The sequence below is a fragment of the Novipirellula caenicola genome (assembly GCF_039545035.1).
Lineage (GTDB): Bacteria > Planctomycetota > Planctomycetia > Pirellulales > Pirellulaceae > Novipirellula > Novipirellula caenicola.
In genome coordinates this window covers 107,237-124,406 of the sequence record NZ_BAABRO010000010.1, presented here as the reverse complement: position 1 = coordinate 124,406, position 17,170 = coordinate 107,237, and the positions used below count along the sequence as shown (strand labels likewise).

The window sequence follows — 17,170 nt, the reverse complement described above, 5'->3', positions numbered from 1 at the left end:
GACGAAGCAGAATCCGTGGCGGCGCGTGAAAATGACTGGGATGACGTTACCATGCCGCCGCCTCGACGCATCGCGGCGATGGTTGATTGCGGTTCACCGGAATTCTTGGCGTGCACAGGATGCAACCAAAAACGGGGGGCGATTTAGCCGCGTCGTCGCTGATCCCGTCGATGTCGACCTTCGTCGCCACCAACAAACGATCTCGCAGCAGGTCACCGCCTACGCTGCGACCCTCGTGCCCCCGCGATGTCGTGATGCCGCCAGAAAACGTTCGCGTTGCGTGGTGGTCAAACAGCATGACTGTCCCGCTGGTCGTCACGCCAAATCGGGCCGTTTCTACGCCTTCGACATCGAAAACCACATCGGCGTTGGCTAGTTCAGCGGCACGTTGGATCAGCGGACTGTGGGTCCAAGTCGTATCGGCATCGCGAGGCACGCTGGCCACCACGAGAACGCTTGGAGCCGCCGTCGTGATTGCGGGTGACGCTGTGAGGATCTTTTCGAGCTCTACCAATGTTGCTCGCGAACAGGGACATTTGGGGTGCACGAACAGCACCAGGGTGGGGCGATCCGCTGGGATCGCAAGCGTTGTATCTGCAGGCCACGTTTCTTCCGAATCGGCAAGATTGCTCGCATCGACTTTGAACCCATAGGCGGTGATCCAGGTCACGAAGGTCAGCACGGCGGCCAACCAGCAACCCATTGCAACAATCAAGCACCAACGAGGGATACGTTTTTCGGTTGGATTATGCGAATAGGGACCGATTGCCTGTTGGCAATCGCTCGGCGTAGAAATCATCGTTTGCCCCGACAATGGTGTTTGATTCATGGGGGCTGCGTGTGTTGGCGCAGATTCCTCCCTCGAACCCTAGGCCGCGAATTCAGCAGGAGAAAGAAAAAACAGGCGAGAAGTCTCAAAATTTGCGGCTTTGAAACTCGGTATGTTGAGGCGACGTGAGGAAAAGCCGCTTCAGTCAGCCGCGCAGCGCATCCTGAAGCGAAACTCGCCGATGGTTTGTTGCTTTAAGGAGCCGTGACGCGTCCGCGGCCGGGTGCCACGCGTTACCCGTTGACTTACGGCCCACGGCTCACCGTTGCAATTTGCATTTGGATTACATCAACAAGCCGTCACCACGTTCCGCTTAGCGAGTTGCCGACGTGATCGGGGCGACATCCGAACCGTGACAAATGCGTTCAAACTTACCGTGAGTCTCGCCCAATTTGACTGTGTGGCGAAATCGGTCCCAGTGGCGAATACCGGCTTCTTCGCAGACCACAACGGTTCGATCACGATCAAATCCGCTTAGATCCACCTGAGATGCCCCGGCTCCGATTGCGTTGATGATCACCCTTGGTTGAGATTCAGGAGAGGAATAAACGGGCGCTAATCCTAGCGAGGGGAGCATTTCGGCAAAGAAGTCGAAACCGTGCGTCAACACTCGCATGTAGCCGACTCGCTGTGTTTCGCGAGTGACACGCGGCGTATGGTCCGACAATGACGCGATCCGCCCAAGTTCTCGACGCGTCGCATCAATCACCGAAGTAATCGAGTGAAAATTCAAACGTTGAATCGATTCACTCGACGGAAACTCGACGATGTCCCATGGTTCCCAATCGCCGGCCGCGATCCAGCCAACCAGTACCGCAAGCTTGATGCTCTCGACTTGGTCGCGACGACGAGGTTCAAGTTTCGCGATTTCAGCGTAAGTGCTTTCCAGCTCGCTCAGCGGCCACGAGATCTCGGAAGGAATATTCCAACGTCCCAGCAACTGTGACATTGTCTTGGATTGCGTGATTCCGAAGATGCGTCGCTCGATCTCGCTTAATGATGCCTCGGTGTGCTTTGCCACGTCGGTCATGATTTCGTATTCTTCGGGGAACTCGCTGCACAAACCGACTCGGCCCTGCGAATGCATGACCGCTCCTAAGACAAGTCCAGCAGTCTCGCTTCGCTCACGCTGGTCCCCCAGGATTTGAGCCGCAATGCTCGCGGCGGTGCTGCGACGCCAAAGCAGTTCCGCATCCAATCCTGCAAAGCTGCGTTCCTTCAATGTATTGCAGGCGCTTGCCCCAAGCGCCAGCTCTCCAATGCGTCGACGACCAATCCGATTGACAATCAAGACAAGATCGCTGATTCGTTGACCGCTTGGGTTGTAGTGACTGCTGTTGCCCAGCCGCAAAATCTCGGCCGCCAAGAACGGTTCCCTCTCGATGCGGTCAACGATCTCGCGGGTCTCGACCTCATTGTCGAGCGTCAACTGGTAGATTTCGATCGATGTAGGCGACATCGGCAACGCGGCAAACACATCGTCAAGTTTGTCGTTGACTGAAATGCTAGCGGGCAACTCCCGAGACTCTGTCTCTGCTGTTTCGTCCGCTAGATCGCCTTTGGCATTCGCTGGCGTCGCTGATTGCGTTTTTGTAGCCGCTTGGGCCAACGCCAAACGACGCCGCGAGACCAACATTTTCATTTTGGCCGCAAACGCTTTGTAATCGGTCGGTTTGAAGACAATATCATCGACGCCACGCAGCATCAGATCTTTGACAATGCGTGGTTCAACCACCGAGGTGTGAACGGCGATGACCGGCGGCGGTTCACGCTCGAGCAACTGGACGACCAATGCATGCCCATGCATATTGGGCATTCGTATATCCGTAACGACCAAGTCAAATGAATGACGCTCTAACAATCCCAATGCTTGCGTGCCATCGCCAGCACCGAGACAGCGAAAACCTTCGGATCCGAGCGCAAACTCCAGCATCTGTCGTGGAATTTCTTCGTCGTCGACGACCATCGCTAGAAATTCAGGTTGATCCATAGTTGACTCTCCCTTCGCAATCGATCGTCACCGCCCCCGCGCCGGATTCCTTATGCCACCGAACACCAATCGCTCAGTGTCAACGACCTACTACCAACTGTAATAGATAACAAGCATTTGCAGCAAACAAAAGACTTGAGTTAGCAGTCGGGGCGGAAACAGACTGTTTTATGGAAAATATTTGCCACGTCCATGAGCCACGGCCATGTGCACAGAAGCCTCAGATCACGGCATCCGCAGCGTACGACTTACAAGATCCCCGAGTTAAGCCGAGAAAAAAAGCAATCGATTGCTGCGGTGGCAAGGTCGCTCTTGCGGGATACAACCGCCTAGCGGCACGACCTCGTTTCTGCAACCCGAAGCCTCGGAGCCGTCGGTTTTCGGCGAGCAGCAAAGCCGGGAATGGCACGAGGCGAGGCGGGTTACCGCACGTTGGCAGTGTACTTCCGTGCCCCGCTCCGATTCAAGATGATGAGATTCGATCTAGCCGTACTGCAGCCCCAGCATTGTCGGAATCATCAATCGGCGGCCAATATTGCCCCCCTGCGTGATGCGGGAGTCCGCATCACGGATACAAATGCATGCGAGAAAAGTTCATCGGCGGGGCAGGTGCCGCATTGCCGTTTAGGGGCGACTGCGTCCCTGTTGAATGATTGTCGCTAATTGCTGCTTCAATCGTTCGGCGACGTCGGGATGCTGATCAAGCACGTTGTGTTGCTCCGCAGGATCTTTATCGAGATCAAAAAGCTGGAACCGCGGCACCTTGGTGTTGGCAAGTTGTTTTTCCACCACGACGTTGCGCGCGGACTTCTTGTCGTAGCGGTGCAGTTTCCATTTGCCGGCACGGAAGCCATAGGTGCCGCTGCTGCCGTTATCCTGTTGGACAAGACTGTCACGACCTTCGGCATTGGCGTCGCCCAACAGGGCCCCGAGCACATTGAAACTATCCAGAGACGCGTCTTCGGGAAGCGGTTGCCCCGTCAGCGCCGCAAGGCTGGCGGCAAGGTCGATTGTGCAGACGATCTCGTCGCTGACGGCCGGTTTGATTCGTCCTTTCCAACGGGTGATAAATGGGGTTCGCGTGCCGCCTTCATAAACGCTGTATTTGCCACCGGTGTAAGGGCCTGCTGCGCGATGGTCGCCGATTTTCTCGATCGCGGCGTCTATGTAACCATCATCCAGCACAGGGCCATTGTCGCTGCAAAAGACGACCAACGTGTCTTCGGCTAATTTCAGTCGGTCCAGGGTTTTCATCAACTCGCCAACGCACCAATCGAGTTCGATGATACTGTCACCGCGAAAACCGAGTGAGGTCTTGCCTTGGAATCGTTCGTGAGGAATACGTGGGACGTGGATATCATGTGACGCAAAAAACAGAAAGAAGTTTTCGTCTTTGTTTTGTTCAATGAACTTGACCGATTCTTCGACCCATTTATCAGCGAGATCTTCATCCCGAAAACGAGCCGCGTGACCGCCAGTGTAAAAGCCGATGCGGCTGATGCCGTTGTGAATCGTCGAGTTGTGACCATGCGACCAATCCATCTTTAGCGTGTCACGATGCGTGATACCCGTGGGATGCTCGGGGCTTGGTTTTTTGGTTCCAACCCACAACGGATCCGCAGGGTCAAGGTTTTCGACATGATGATCGTGCACATAAACTTGCGGGACGCGATCGTTGGTGGTGGGCAACAGGAAACAGGTATCAAAACCAATTTCCAGCGGTCCTGGTTTCAGTTCCCCATTCCAATCGGGGCCACCCTCGTCGCCCAAGCCGAGGTGCCATTTGCCGATCACGGCCGTCTTGTAACCCGCACCCTGCAGTAGCGAAGCCACGGTTTCGGTGCCCGGTTTGATGATCGCAGGAGCGTTGGGCGGTGCGATCCCGGTGCGTTCCCCGCGAAAGGCATAGGTGCCGGTTAGCATCGAATAGCGAGTCGGAGTGCACGTCGATGCCGAGCAGTACCCGCTGGTAAATCGCACTCCTTCGTTCGCCAGTTTGTCGATGTTCGGGGTTTCTAGCGATGTCGCGCCGTAACAAGAAACGTCTCCGTAACCGAGGTCGTCGGCCATGATGACAATCACGTTGGGCGTTTCGGCCATGACGTGACTAGCGGAGACGAACAGCAAAAGAATCAAACCGGAAAGGAAGCGGGATTTCAAGGGGGAACTCCTAAGACGACAACTTCAGGAAGCAGGGATGTTGGTTCGAGCATCGGCAATCATGCCCGAACCACTCTAACATACACCGAAGTTGCTTCGAGTGGGATTCGACCCTTGGAGGCTGCTTTTTGTCAGTCGAAAACGGTGGCTGGGGAAAAGCCGTTAGCGGCTTGTTGATTTAGTGATCCGTGACGCCTCAGCGGCCGCGTCCCATGCACGCCCCGGTGCCTCACGGCCCACCGCTCTCCAGAGCGATTCGCATTTAGATCAAATCAACAAACCGATGACGATGTTCGCTACAAACATCAAGGGTTTTCGTTTAGAAGTGGATGCGGCCGCGGGCCAAGCGGACGTCGAGATTGTGCAAGCGAAGCGTCCGTCGGTTTTGCACCAACAGTCGCACAAAGCCAGTGGGGGACGCATGTCGCTGGATCAGGACGTCGATCGGATATTGCCGGTTCAACACGTCGCCGACTTGATAACCATTCACCGTGATGATCCGGTCTCCTGGTTCGAGTCCAGCGCGGGCCGCTGGCGTGTTCGGGAACACTTGCGTTAACAGGTGTCCGGTGGTCGTGTAGTGACCAAACACCCCCAAGTGCCAGCCGCCAAAATGATCGCGGCCGGGATGTTGAGGTTCGACAAACGGATCGCCCCAGTCCCCGAACTGGGGTTGAATCTCCGCCTGCTCACCCGACGGTGGTGCCTGCGTCGGTTCGCTCGCGCGAACAGCAAGGTTCGAATGTACGCTCACGGCCGATGTCACAAGCGTCATCAGAATCAAGACGCTGTTGGTGCGGCCCCCAAATTTCGTTCGAAGGTTCATCGTTTTTAACCCAGTCTTCCACCGACGATATTCATTTGCCTATCACAATTTTAGAGACATGTCCGATACGAGTTAAGGAATCGCGTTGCAAGAGTCACAGCAAATTCCAAACTCACGCACCGACGCTCGCTACATCTCTTGGCCGCCTGTGAACCACTTTGTCACGCCTGCCCAAAAAATGATTGCCGCTGAACAATGTGCAAATTCGGCAATGGAACGTTCTGTGTGCCTCGATGCTGCAATGATTGGCAGTGACCCACCATCGGCGAACGCACAATTGCAACGGTTTTACACGCCGACTGATCGACGTGCTTGGCCGCCAGATCAAATTCGTCTGGCGACGGAAGCTACCACGATCGAAATAGACTCAGCATTTATAGAATCTTCGCACTATGCCAAGATGTCATGGATGACTCGGGCGGGTTGCACGCCGGTCAATTTTTGATTCAGGCCTTGAAACGGATAACTCAATTTATTGTGATCGAATCCGAGCAAGTGCAAGAGCGTCGCATGAAAGTCACGCAGCGGGACGGGGTTCTCGGCCGCCGAGTAGCCAACGGCATCCGTTTCGCCATGGCTGTAGCCTGGCTTGACTCCGCCACCAGCCATCCACAGCGTGAAGGCGCCAGGATTGTGGTCGCGGCCAATGAATCGCATTTCGCTACCGCCTCGATTTTCACGCATCGGGGTACGGCCAAATTCGCCGCTCCAAATCACCAAGGTGTCTTCGAGCATCCCTCGCTGTTTCAGATCGGTCAGCAGCGCCGAGATGGGTTGGTCGACTTGTTTGCATTTATCTTTGAACCCTTCATTCAATGCCTCGTCTTTACCGGCTCCGTGCGAATCCCAACCCCAATCGAACAACTGAATAAACCGGACGTCACGTTCGGCCAAACGTCGGGCCAATAAACAGTTGTTGGCGAACGATTCTTTGCCCGGTTCGGTTCCATACATCGTGTGAATGTGGGCTGGTTCGTCGCGGATGTCCATCGCCTCGGGAACCGCCGCCTGCATCCGAAACGCCATCTCATATTGGGCGATTCGTGTCAGCGTCTCGGGATCACCGAAGGTTTCATTGTTACGCTGGTTTAGCCGATTCAGCGTATCGAGCATCGTTCGTCGTCGGTCCCGCGACACAGCATCGGGGTTGGAAATATTCAGGATCGGATCGCCCTGCGAGCGGCACTGAACGCCTTGATACACCGAGGGCAAAAATCCACCGCTCCACAACGCTTTGCCAACGCGAGGTTGGCGACCGCCGGAAAGCAGCACGAAGAAGCCTGGTAAATTCTCGTTTTCGGTCCCCAGCCCCCAGGTCGTCCACGAGCCGATCGACGGGTAGCCCATGCGAGCTTGCCCCGTGTGGACCATCAGCTGTGCGGGACCGTGGTTGAATTGGTCAGTCTGCATCGTCTTGATGAAACAAACATCGTCGACATGCTTGGTGAAATGCGGGAAACGATCGGAAACCCATGCTCCGCTTTCACCATACTGGGCAAACGGATACTGCGGCCCCAACATCTTCGGTGTGCCTTGGATGAAGGCAAACCGTTTGCCTTCCAAGAACGATTGCGGAGTGTCCTTGCCATCCAACCGCTTCAAGTCCGGTTTGTAGTCAAACAACTCCAATTGGCTCGGGGCACCAATCATATGCAGATAAATCACTCGTTTTGCTTTGCCCGGCAGCGGCGACGGCAGTGGACTGAGTGGATTTTGCGAATCGTGAATCGGTTGATGTCTTGACGCCGCGTCGGCATGCTGCTGCATCGCCATCCACATTGCTCCCATTCCGGTCGTGCACCCTTGCAGGAAATGGCGACGAGTGGTTTGTTGAAGTTTGGTGGCGACGGCTTCGCGGTAGAGGTTTTCGTTGCTCATGGTTTATCCTTACTTCATCACCACTTCGTCGAGGTTCAACAGCACTGCGGCCACGGTGGTCATCGCATCAGCGTCAGCACGCTTCAGATCCGCTTCGCTTCCGTTTCGCTGCGAATTGAACAGCGTCATCAAGTCATCTAAATCCGCAGAGGAAGGTTCACGAGAAGTCACGATTAGAAAGCCGTATCGAATCTGTTCACGCGGCTCATTTTTTGCCGCCTGCATTCGCGCCGCCAACGCTGCGGCGCTTTCAGCAAACGTTTCATCATTGAGCATCATCAACGCTTGCAGTGGCGTATTGGAACGTAGCCGTCGTGGCGAACAGAACTCTCGTGACGGCGAATCAAACGCCGCGAACATCGGATACGGAATGCTGCGTTTCATGTAGGTATAGATCGAACGGCGATAACGCTCTTCGTCGCCCGGTTTCGAGGGCGTCCATTTGTCGCCCGATTGGAACGGTTTCCATACGCCATCGGGAATTGGTGGATGAACCGGGGGGCCAAACGATTTGTCGCTTAGCAATCCTGACAATGCCAACGCTTGATCACGAACGATTTCCGATGACAAACGGTGACGAGGCCCTCGGGACAGCCATTGATTCTGGGGATCCAATTGGAGACCTTCGTCCGTGACTTTGGCGGATTGCCCATAGGTTCGTGAAAGCACGATTTCGCGGATCATCGTCTTCATGCTCCATTGCTGTTCGTTCTGAAAACGCAGCGCCAAATAATCGAGCAGCTCAGGATGCGAGGGGGACTCGCCGGACGACCCAAAATCCTCTTCGCTGAGCACCAAGCCGGTTCCAAACAGCTGAGCCCAGACACGATTGACCGCAACCCGTGCAGTGAGCGGATTGTCCTGGCTGACCAACCATTTGGCGAGTGTCAATCGGTTTGGCGGGAGCAAGCTGTCGTCTGTGTCTTGGCGGGGAAGGGGGTGAAGCGATTCGGGGGTACTAGGCGTGACCTGTTTTCCTTTGGTGAGAAACAAGCCGCGCTCGAACAAATGACTCGGACGTGCCAAATGCGCGGGACGCTCTTGCATGACCGGCACGGAAACTGACTTGATCCTCGATCGCTCTTTCTCGAGTTTGGTAAGTTCATCTCGCAGCTTCGCTAACGATTCATCATTCACCATTTTGGTGAATTCTTCGCTGTCGCTGACGGCCAAATGCCCCCGCCGCGCGATCAACGAGAATGCACCAAGGACAAACACGCGATGCTTCAGCGTGACTCGAAGTCGAGCATTTTCGGGGACCTGGATCGGGGAATCCAGCACGAACGCCGCTTCGCGTGAATGGTGGATACGTGAATAGGCTGCGAAACCGCGGTTGGATTTCGCGTCCAAACTCGCGTTCGGGTCATAAAACGGATTGGGATCGTCGCTGATCACTCGAGCAAAAGAGATCTCGGTGGGGGATTCTTGGCCTTCGACGATGAATGCCGCCTTCAGTTCAGACAACACAAATCCCCACTCCGAATCATCAAGCCCAGACTTGGGATCCAGCGGCCGGACGGTCACTCGAATCGCGGTCAACTGTTTCATCTCTGGTGGAAGCGGTGTTTCCAGTGTGATGTCCGTGTTACGGCTGACCGTATCGACGGTATGAAATTCGTCATGGTCATCCACCTTTTCGACTTCGATCTGCGTCGCGTTGTTGGTCGACGCTTTCATTTCGACCAGCGGCGTCCACATGCCTTCCGCCTTCAGTTGGGAAAACTCTCTCTGAAATAGCTGATCACAAAGGCTGCGGATCTGTCGGTCGAGTTGGTCGGCTCTGGGGTTGTCGCGAGGATCGATCGGAGCCTGGATAACAGGCCAATCCTCGTCCAAGTCGCTATCAGCCGTGTTGTTGAAAAAAGCCGCAAACTCATAAAACTCTTCGTGGCGAAACGGATCGTAGGGATGGCTGTGGCACTGGACACAACCAAACGTCACGCCAAGCCACGCCTGCCACGTCGTACTAACCCGATCGAGTACCGCGGCGACGCGGAACTCTTCATCGTCGGTGCCGCCTTCCTCGTTGTTTTGAGTTAGCCGATGCGCCGCAGTCGCGATCAGATCTTCGATCGTTGGTTCGGGAAGCAAGTCGCCCGCGATTTGTTTGATGGTGAATTGATCGTAGGGCAAGTCACGATTTAGCGAGTCGATTACCCAGTCGCGGTACTTCCAAACCGAGCGTCGACCATCCAACCCGAGACCCTTGGAATCGGCATAGCGAATTTGGTCCAACCACACGCTGGCCCATCGTTCACCAAACGCGGTGGACGCAAGCAGTTGGTCTACATATTCGCGACGCGCGGCATCGTTATTTCGTGAAAACGCCGCTAAGAAAGCGTCTCGCTGCTCGAGCGTCGGTGGCAATCCAGTCAGATCCAACGTCACGCGTCGTAACCATCGCTCGGGCGCGGCATCCGGCGACGGCTTGAGCCCTTTCTCATCCAACTTGGCTAGCACAAAACGATCGAGCGGCTGGCGTTCCCATGCCGGATTCGAAACCTCCGGAAGCGGTTGTGGCTCGGGCGCGGCGTAAGACCAATAGCTAGCCCTCCAAACGGCACCTTGCTCGATCCATTTGGTCAACACGGCAACCTCGTCGCTGGACAATGGCGGTCCGTGATCCGGCGGAGGCATACGAAAATCGGGATCGGTCGTGATCACCCGCTCAATCAGGACCGAGTTTTCCGGATCACCTGGTTCGACAATCCATCCATCCGGCGGCAGCACTTGTTCCCGGTAGACAAACGAGACGTCACCAGCTTGTTTGACGCCGCCGTGACACGCCGTGCAGTGCGAATTGAAAATCGGACGAACGTGCTCGTTGAAATCAATTTCGTCTGGCATCGCCAATGGATCGGACGCCTTAACGGTGCCAAGGCCAGCAACCGCGAGCAATGCGGGTACGATGCACGCTACTGCGCGGAACAAGCCCACATTCGTGGCAGGAAATGGGCGAAGCGTTGACATGTCGATGCGTTGTCTCTCTATATTCATAACGGGGTTTTTTATCGGATCAAAGGACTGCTCCATTCCTCGTGAGCGAGCTGTCACTCGGCTTCATCAATGCTTGACGTTTACAGTTGAATCCGAATCTTCTCACTTTCTCGGTGGCTCACCCGCGGTTCCGCAGACCGGACTCAGATGATAAGCCATCTGTCCGTCCCATTTTGCGGACCGAACGTATTTGCGTCCAATGTAATCGACTTTGGTACCAAACGTGTGGCTTTTATAACGGAGCGGCGCGGGCCGCCCGGTCAGTTTCGAACGTTTTACTCGCTGCAATCGGGCGGGCCGCACACCGCTCCGCTACCAAAGTAGATGACATTGTGGTTAGCATCGTCGATTTACAAACCCGGCGAACTCGAACGGGATCGCCAACGAGATGGAACGCTGGCTTTCCCGTTCATATCAACGCCATTCTGGGCTAAAACTCGTCGTTGATCACTTCTTTTGCAGCACGCGTTCCGAGCGAACCCCAAAGCCCATACGGACTTTGCGATCCAGACAGGTTCGGGTTGCTGGTGTGTCCTGTAAACGAAGCGACAACGGCATTGTCCGTCAGATCGCCCGATTCGATGCTGTCGGTGACAAACTTCACCGCCCCATCGCCCATCAAAACATGAGCTCCGCCTTGGTGACGACTACCCGCACTGGAGATGAAATACCAGTTACCGTCCGAGGTGTTTGTTGAGCAGTTGGCATTATTCGGAGGCAGAATTGTCTGGAACGCGGTGTACGTCAATCGACCATCGCCCCAACGCCCGCCACGCGAGTTCAGAGGGTTTGTTTCGACGCTGGCACCGCTGCTGTAGAACGTCGGCCGAGCAGGATCGATGTGTGTTCCTTGTTTGCAACGAATGGGCTCGCCAGCACCATCCCAGGTACCGTCGCCTTTGAACGAGATGTTGCGAACCCAATCGGCACGGGTTTCGCGACTGCCTGCGGACGTACAGATTTCGCCTGCAGCGATGGTATTTGACAACCCATCAAGCACATCTCGGAAACCTACCTTGTGACGGCTCCAGAAAAAGCCGCGGTTAGCAGCACGCGCCCGCAGCGTCATGTCGCCATCATTGTTGAGCGAGTAATCCGAAGGCTGGTTGTATGCACCTCGTTCGTTCTTACCGCCAAAGTAGCACGAATCGATCGTGTCACCCAAGCAAGCGGCATAGTTGCTGCGTCCCGTCGCCACGCCCGGCAAACGCGATGGGTCACTTGGACAACGAAACCCAGCGATATCGGTCGCCCAAGCGGGATAGGCGGCTTGCCAAGGCACGGGACCCATTGCTGGCCAAGTTCCGTTGGTCACGGTTCCCGGCATACTAGATCCGGGACTCACTTCTTTGCTTGGGTTGGTGATACTTTCCCACATCGCCTGTTGTTCGATAAACGGCAACACGGTCACCAACCAACTTAAAAATCGGCGATTGCTGTTGTTGGAAACATCCCCGACGTACGCTCGATCCGTTCCGGTGTGGTTATTAGGCAGCTGGTTATAAGCACTGTGATAATTATGGATCGCTAAACCAAGTTGTTTAAAATTATTACTGCAACTCATCCTTCGAGCCGCTTCGCGTGCCGCCTGAACCGCCGGCAACAGCAATCCAACCAACACGCCGATGATGGCGATCACAACCAGCAGTTCCACCAATGTGAACCCGCGACTTTTAGCATTTCTCATCTACGAAAACTCCCAAAGAAACAGACAAAAGAAAATTCACTCGCGTTCCCGCCTTTAAATCCGTTCATCACGGCTAAATACCGCCGGCGGGTTGATTCATCTCGGCCTCGTAGGCTTCCATGCTTTGCTGATTGACCGTCGATTGGTCAATCACTTCGTTTTGGGCGTCACGACAGCCACCGATTGAGAAGCAGGCGATCAACGCAAAACAGGTGAGCGCGAGCGATGAAGTACGATTTCGCATGAAATAAACTCTGAAAAAGAAGGGACGAAACAATCCGAAAAAGAGACATGCGTCATACGCAACGGGCTTGGAACCCTCGTTAACGCGATAGTAGGGAATAGCGGGTCGAGGTAAGATCTTTCGGATGGCACGCTAATTTTTTTCTTTTTTGGTGTGCCCCCTGGAGAAGGCGAAAGATTTGGCCGTATCCGGCTATTCCATCAGTGACATGCAAGACGACGTTCCCGACAAAATCGAGCTCACGACCGAGTGGGTGTTGCAGCTAACCGAGGCTCAACCTCGGCTGTTTGGATTTTTGCTGAAGCGTTTGGGCAACAGCGACCAAGCCCACGAGGTACTGCAGGATGTCAATCTGGTGCTTTGCCGCGACGCTGCCAAATTTCAAGAGGGAACTGATTTCATGGCTTGGGCATTTACGATCGCTCGTTTCCAAGTGATGGCGTTCCGTAAACGGCAATCCCGCGATCGTCTAGTCTTCCCCAGCGATTTAGCGGCGTCGCTCGATGCCTTGGATGCCGAGATGTTTGCTGATGACATTCGCAAACGTCGTGAGGCAGCACTACAGGATTGCCTTGTCAAACTGATGCCGGAACAGCGAAAATTGATCATCCAGCGATATGCCGAATCGATCTCCGTGAAAGCGATTGCCGGAGACATGGACAAGACCGCGAATGCCGTCAGTATGATGCTGCACCGAGTGCGAGAGAAACTAATCGCTTGCGTCGAGTCAAAACTATCGATGGAGCCACCAAAATGAACCCTTCCTCCCCTAACTCCGACTCATTGCGACGCCTCAACGCACTGTTGCCTCGGTTGGTTGACGATCAATTGAGTGATGAAGAAGCCAAGGAACTGGTTGCGATCCTACAATCATCACCCGAAGCTCAGGCCCACTACCTGAATTACTTACAAATCCATTCCGAGCTTTCTGCTGCTTGGGGCGTGGTGGACAGCGTCAATCCAGCTCTTCTGAGTGAGCACTTCACGACGCCCGACGAGAGGCCTGCTGCGTCCACGATTCCGAGTATCCCGTTTGCTTGGACGGGGACAAACGCGAAATTGCAAGGTCTGGTCGCGTTTTTGGTACTCGTCATCGGCGGACTCTCGTTGCTCCTGGTGATGTCACTGAGCGGCTACCTCAGCGGGCCAGTGCAGCAAGGCGTAACACCGGTGACCGATAAGGACGATGGTGCGTCACCACTGAACGTCGCATCCGTCGAAGATCCAAACGGGCCATCCAATGACGCGTTCACAGAAGGATTCGTTGTCGCGATGGCTGAACCGGTTGCTGCCGTTGTCGTCCGCAGTGAAGGCGATTTTGCGTCGCAGCTTTCTGTCGGAAAACGTCTGACCGCAGGGACGCTAAAGCTCGAACGGGGACTGGTGCAAATGGAATTCATGAGCGGTGCCGTGGTGGCAATCGAGGGACCTGCGGAATTGCAAATTCATTCGAAAAACGCTGCAACGTTGTTATCCGGCCGCGTCAGCGCAAACGTCCCTCCACGTGCTCGTGGCTTCGTACTCAATTCACCTAAGGCCGCCATCGTCGATTTGGGGACCGAGTTTGGTGTCAGCGTGACTCCCCAGGGGACTTCGGAAGTCGAGGTGCTCAGCGGCGAAGTTGAACTCTCGTTGCTCGGCGATGACGGCAATACCTTGATCAGCCAACGTGTACACGAGGCAACGCGAATCAGTGTGAACCAAGAAAAGGATTTGTTGCAAACGATCACGGCGAATCCGAATGAACTGCCAAAGATTGTTGTTTTCAATGATGAGGCAGTACCTAGAACGGATGAATATGCGGCGCGGATTCGCCGAGATTCGCCACTTCTCTATTGGCGTTTTGAAGATGGCGAGGATTCCCCGAACACGAACAATCAAGTTCGTAACGAGATGGGACCGAATCACTCGGCGATACTTCGTCACGGGCGAAACGGAAGAAAGGACATCCAAATCACCAACGGGTACCTTCGTTTCCAACGGAGTAGTTCGGCGCGTTACTTGGCTAGTGAAAATGCAATCACCGGGCTGAACCAAGGCCCCTACTCGATCGAGTTCTGGATGAAGCCCGACGACCTGCAGCATGCGACCGTGCTTGGGGTATTCCCGGAAACGCGAACCGACAGTCGGATCTTTTTAAACGTATTCGAGATTGTCACCGACACGTTCATGATCCATGAGCCTGGCGCATTGCGATTTCTGCATCGGACTCCTCCGACCGCATCGTACGAAACAGGGACCAATGCATTCACACCTGGTGTGTGTGTGCCCGGTCAATGGCACCACGTCGTTGCCGTCAAGAACACCAACGCGATGGAGATCTATCTGAACGGACGGCTAGCCCGCCGCGTCCCTCTGGCGGAAGGAAAGATCGATGGACCTGGAGATTTCCACCTGATCTTCGGGCAATTGACGGCGGTGGCGGATTGGCGGCAATTCTCCGGTGCACTCGACGAGATCGCAGTTTATTCGCGGGCACTTCGCCCGGAGGAAATCGAGCGGCATTTTTCCGCGGTCTTCCCCTAGTTCGCAGGTCGTTCACGCTTTCTCTCGAGAGCATATCAGTTACGCTGATTCACATTGCACGCCGCCGGTATCCCAGCGGTCATTCGCCCCAAACCGGTGGCTGCAATTCTAGAAATCGGTTAACAGTCGTTCGGTGGTGCTGCATCGCATGATACGGCGATTGATAGAGTGGTTCCGACCTCGTTTGCGACAAGCTGTATAGACTTTCGTGCTTGCAGTTCTACGCATAGTATGTATAAATCGAACGCTCGGCCCGCAAAAACATTAGCATTTCGGCGTCAAGCGGAAGGTCACGCGGAACGTGACATCCGTCTGAACGGCTATGTGTGAACAACAGGTGAATCCCCCATGCGAATCATAGTAAGTGCCATGACATTGCGATTTATGGTCGCCGCGGCGATCTTTGCGAGCATCACGACAACGACATTTGGCGTCCAGCCTGATGCAGAACCCGAAACGCGACGCATTGCGGGCTACAAGGGAATCTGGTTCACGCTGGGGCAATTCTACGGCAAGGGCAGCGGGGACCAAGCGTATGCGAAGGTGTCGCGTGAACCGGTCTTTCCCTATGGTGATAAATATTCGGGCGGACTAGGAACTTACACCGCCAAGCACACTCCGCTGGCAATCTATAGTCCCGAGGTCGAAAAAACATTCTTCGTCTACGGAGGCACAACGGGCCCCGAGCAGCGTCATCTGTTGTGCATGATTTCGTATTACGATCACAAGACGAACCAAGTACCTCGGCCGGTGGTGGTCTACGACAAACAGGGTGTCGACGACCCGCATGACAACCCTTCGCTTGCGATCGATATTAAGGGGTACCTGTGGGTTTTCGTTAGCGGTCGTGGTCGCAGTCGGCCTGGATTCAAATACCGTAGCACGCAGCCATACAGCATCGATGGTTTTGAGCGAATCAGCGAAGAAGAAATGACCTACCCTCAGCCGCATGTGGTTGGCAAGAAGGGTTTTCTACATCTATTTACCAAATACACCGGTGTACGCGAATTGTACTGGGAACGCAGTGAAAACGGTGTCGATTGGACCGCTGACGAAAAACTGGCTGGCATCCGCGAGCCAGGCGATTCCAGGGGCGGTCATTACCAAAGCAGTGCGGTACTTGGCGACAAGGTGGGAACTTTCTTTAACCGCCATCCCAATGGCAACGTGGATCAACGTACCGATCTCTATTACGTCCAGACTCGTGATCTAGGCGCGACATGGACGACGATTGATGGCCAGACACTCGAAACTCCGCTTGAAGACGTGGACAGCCCTGCGCGGGTGATCGATTATGCATCGCAGGGATTAAACGTCTATTTGAAAGACATGAAGTTTGATCACGACGGGCATCCAGTGCTGCTTTACGTGACCAGTCCTGGTGCCGAGCCTGGACCGCCCAATGATCCTCGACATTTTCGCATCACACGCTGGGACGGTGCGAACTGGCAAACCACCATGATTGCTCCCACCGACCACAACTACGACATGGGCAGTCTGGATCTTGGCGAGAACGCCGATGCGGAATGGACGGTGCGAATTCCGTCGGCGCCGGGGGCACAACCTTGGCACGGCGGCGGCGAAGTGGTGCTTTGGGCAAGTCGCGACCAGGGCGATTCCTGGCGTCTGAAGCGACAGGTTACCGATAACAGCGAGAAGAACCATAACTACATCCGTCAACCGCTCAACGCACGAGATCCGTTCTTTGTGTTCTGGGCCGATGGCGACCCGACGCGGCTGAGCACCAGCCAACTCTATTTCTCCGACCGCTCAGGAGAACACGTTTGGCGTCTTCCTTATGAAATGACGGAAGCTTTTGCGGAACCGCAATTGCTCGCTTCGCCAAACTCGGCGAATGCAGCGAAGCAAAACGATTAAAGCGGGCCACGGCTGACGTGGGTGGCGGTGTTAGCAACCTCGATGCCGTCGGGGACTGAATCTGTAGAGGGTTTATCCCGTTCCATTCGAACCAAATTCTGGTTTAGCAAACGTTCGGAACTCAATTTATCGTTTCAATAGGTTTCCCGAAGGAG

General features: G+C 54.9%; 11 protein-coding genes. 3 read left to right on the top strand and 8 right to left on the bottom strand.

The window, feature by feature from the left end; all coding sequences use genetic code 11:
* Nucleotides 1-46: 46 nt before the first annotated feature.
* The 8 genes from ABEA92_RS18740 to ABEA92_RS18705 form a co-directional block, all read right to left on the bottom strand.
* The gene (locus tag ABEA92_RS18740) at nucleotides 47-829 is read right to left on the bottom strand and encodes a hypothetical protein (RefSeq protein WP_345685381.1); all 783 of its coding nucleotides are present in this window, start codon (nucleotides 827-829) and stop codon (nucleotides 47-49) included.
* A gap of 313 nt (nucleotides 830-1,142) precedes the next feature.
* Complete coding sequence (locus tag ABEA92_RS18735) at nucleotides 1,143-2,819, bottom strand: HDOD domain-containing protein (protein WP_345685380.1); 1,677 nt, start codon at nucleotides 2,817-2,819, stop codon at nucleotides 1,143-1,145.
* 624 nt (nucleotides 2,820-3,443) lie between these two features.
* On the bottom strand, nucleotides 3,444-4,919 hold the full coding sequence (locus ABEA92_RS18730; RefSeq protein ID WP_345685495.1) for a sulfatase family protein: 1,476 nt from the start codon (nucleotides 4,917-4,919) through the stop codon (nucleotides 3,444-3,446).
* Between the two features lie 379 nt (nucleotides 4,920-5,298).
* Complete coding sequence (locus ABEA92_RS18725; protein ID WP_345685379.1) at nucleotides 5,299-5,805, bottom strand: PDZ domain-containing protein; 507 nt, start codon at nucleotides 5,803-5,805, stop codon at nucleotides 5,299-5,301.
* Nucleotides 5,806-6,195: 390 nt separating this feature from the next.
* Nucleotides 6,196-7,683, bottom strand: coding sequence for a DUF1501 domain-containing protein (locus ABEA92_RS18720; protein WP_345685378.1), 1,488 nt, complete (start codon nucleotides 7,681-7,683; stop codon nucleotides 6,196-6,198).
* Nucleotides 7,684-7,692: 9 nt separating this feature from the next.
* A complete protein-coding gene (locus ABEA92_RS18715) occupies nucleotides 7,693-10,530 on the bottom strand; it encodes a PSD1 and planctomycete cytochrome C domain-containing protein (protein ID WP_345685377.1) in 2,838 nt (945 codons plus the stop codon).
* Nucleotides 10,531-11,110: 580 nt separating this feature from the next.
* On the bottom strand, nucleotides 11,111-12,367 hold the full coding sequence (locus ABEA92_RS18710) for a DUF1559 family PulG-like putative transporter (RefSeq protein ID WP_345685376.1): 1,257 nt from the start codon (nucleotides 12,365-12,367) through the stop codon (nucleotides 11,111-11,113).
* Between the two features lie 73 nt (nucleotides 12,368-12,440).
* Entirely contained in the window at nucleotides 12,441-12,611 is a 171-nt protein-coding gene (locus ABEA92_RS18705) for a hypothetical protein (RefSeq protein WP_345685375.1), read from the bottom strand.
* A gap of 208 nt (nucleotides 12,612-12,819) precedes the next feature.
* Between ABEA92_RS18705 and ABEA92_RS18700 the strand changes: the two genes are divergently transcribed.
* The 3 genes from ABEA92_RS18700 to ABEA92_RS18690 all read left to right on the top strand — a co-directional run bounded on the left by ABEA92_RS18700 (nucleotide 12,820) and on the right by ABEA92_RS18690 (nucleotide 17,015).
* Complete coding sequence (locus ABEA92_RS18700; RefSeq protein ID WP_345685374.1) at nucleotides 12,820-13,368, top strand: sigma-70 family RNA polymerase sigma factor; 549 nt, start codon at nucleotides 12,820-12,822, stop codon at nucleotides 13,366-13,368.
* Nucleotides 13,365-15,137 carry a LamG-like jellyroll fold domain-containing protein gene (locus ABEA92_RS18695; RefSeq protein ID WP_345685373.1) on the top strand — a complete coding sequence of 591 codons (1,773 nt, stop codon included), beginning with the start codon at nucleotides 13,365-13,367 and terminating at the stop codon, nucleotides 15,135-15,137. The genes ABEA92_RS18700 and ABEA92_RS18695 overlap by 4 nt, the downstream gene beginning before the upstream one ends.
* Before the next feature lie 369 nt (nucleotides 15,138-15,506).
* Nucleotides 15,507-17,015, top strand: coding sequence for a BNR-4 repeat-containing protein (locus ABEA92_RS18690; protein ID WP_345685372.1), 1,509 nt, complete (start codon nucleotides 15,507-15,509; stop codon nucleotides 17,013-17,015).
* Nucleotides 17,016-17,170: the final 155 nt, after the last annotated feature.

Excerpts from the sequence above, each read along its gene's own strand:
- ABEA92_RS18695 (WP_345685373.1), top strand. The coding sequence starts at position 13,365 with ATGAACCCTTCCTCCCCTAACTCCGACTCATTGCGACGCCTCAACGCA.
- ABEA92_RS18725 (WP_345685379.1), bottom strand. The coding sequence starts at position 5,805 with ATGAACCTTCGAACGAAATTTGGGGGCCGCACCAACAGCGTCTTGATT.
- ABEA92_RS18740 (WP_345685381.1), bottom strand. The coding sequence starts at position 829 with ATGAATCAAACACCATTGTCGGGGCAAACGATGATTTCTACGCCGAGC.
- ABEA92_RS18705 (WP_345685375.1), bottom strand. The coding sequence starts at position 12,611 with ATGCGAAATCGTACTTCATCGCTCGCGCTCACCTGTTTTGCGTTGATC.
- ABEA92_RS18735 (WP_345685380.1), bottom strand. The coding sequence starts at position 2,819 with ATGGATCAACCTGAATTTCTAGCGATGGTCGTCGACGACGAAGAAATT.
- ABEA92_RS18730 (WP_345685495.1), bottom strand. The coding sequence starts at position 4,919 with ATGGCCGAAACGCCCAACGTGATTGTCATCATGGCCGACGACCTCGGT.
- ABEA92_RS18690 (WP_345685372.1), top strand. The coding sequence starts at position 15,507 with ATGACATTGCGATTTATGGTCGCCGCGGCGATCTTTGCGAGCATCACG.
- ABEA92_RS18715 (WP_345685377.1), bottom strand. The coding sequence starts at position 10,530 with ATGCCAGACGAAATTGATTTCAACGAGCACGTTCGTCCGATTTTCAAT.
- ABEA92_RS18700 (WP_345685374.1), top strand. The coding sequence starts at position 12,820 with ATGCAAGACGACGTTCCCGACAAAATCGAGCTCACGACCGAGTGGGTG.
- ABEA92_RS18720 (WP_345685378.1), bottom strand. The coding sequence starts at position 7,683 with ATGAGCAACGAAAACCTCTACCGCGAAGCCGTCGCCACCAAACTTCAA.
- ABEA92_RS18710 (WP_345685376.1), bottom strand. The coding sequence starts at position 12,367 with ATGAGAAATGCTAAAAGTCGCGGGTTCACATTGGTGGAACTGCTGGTT.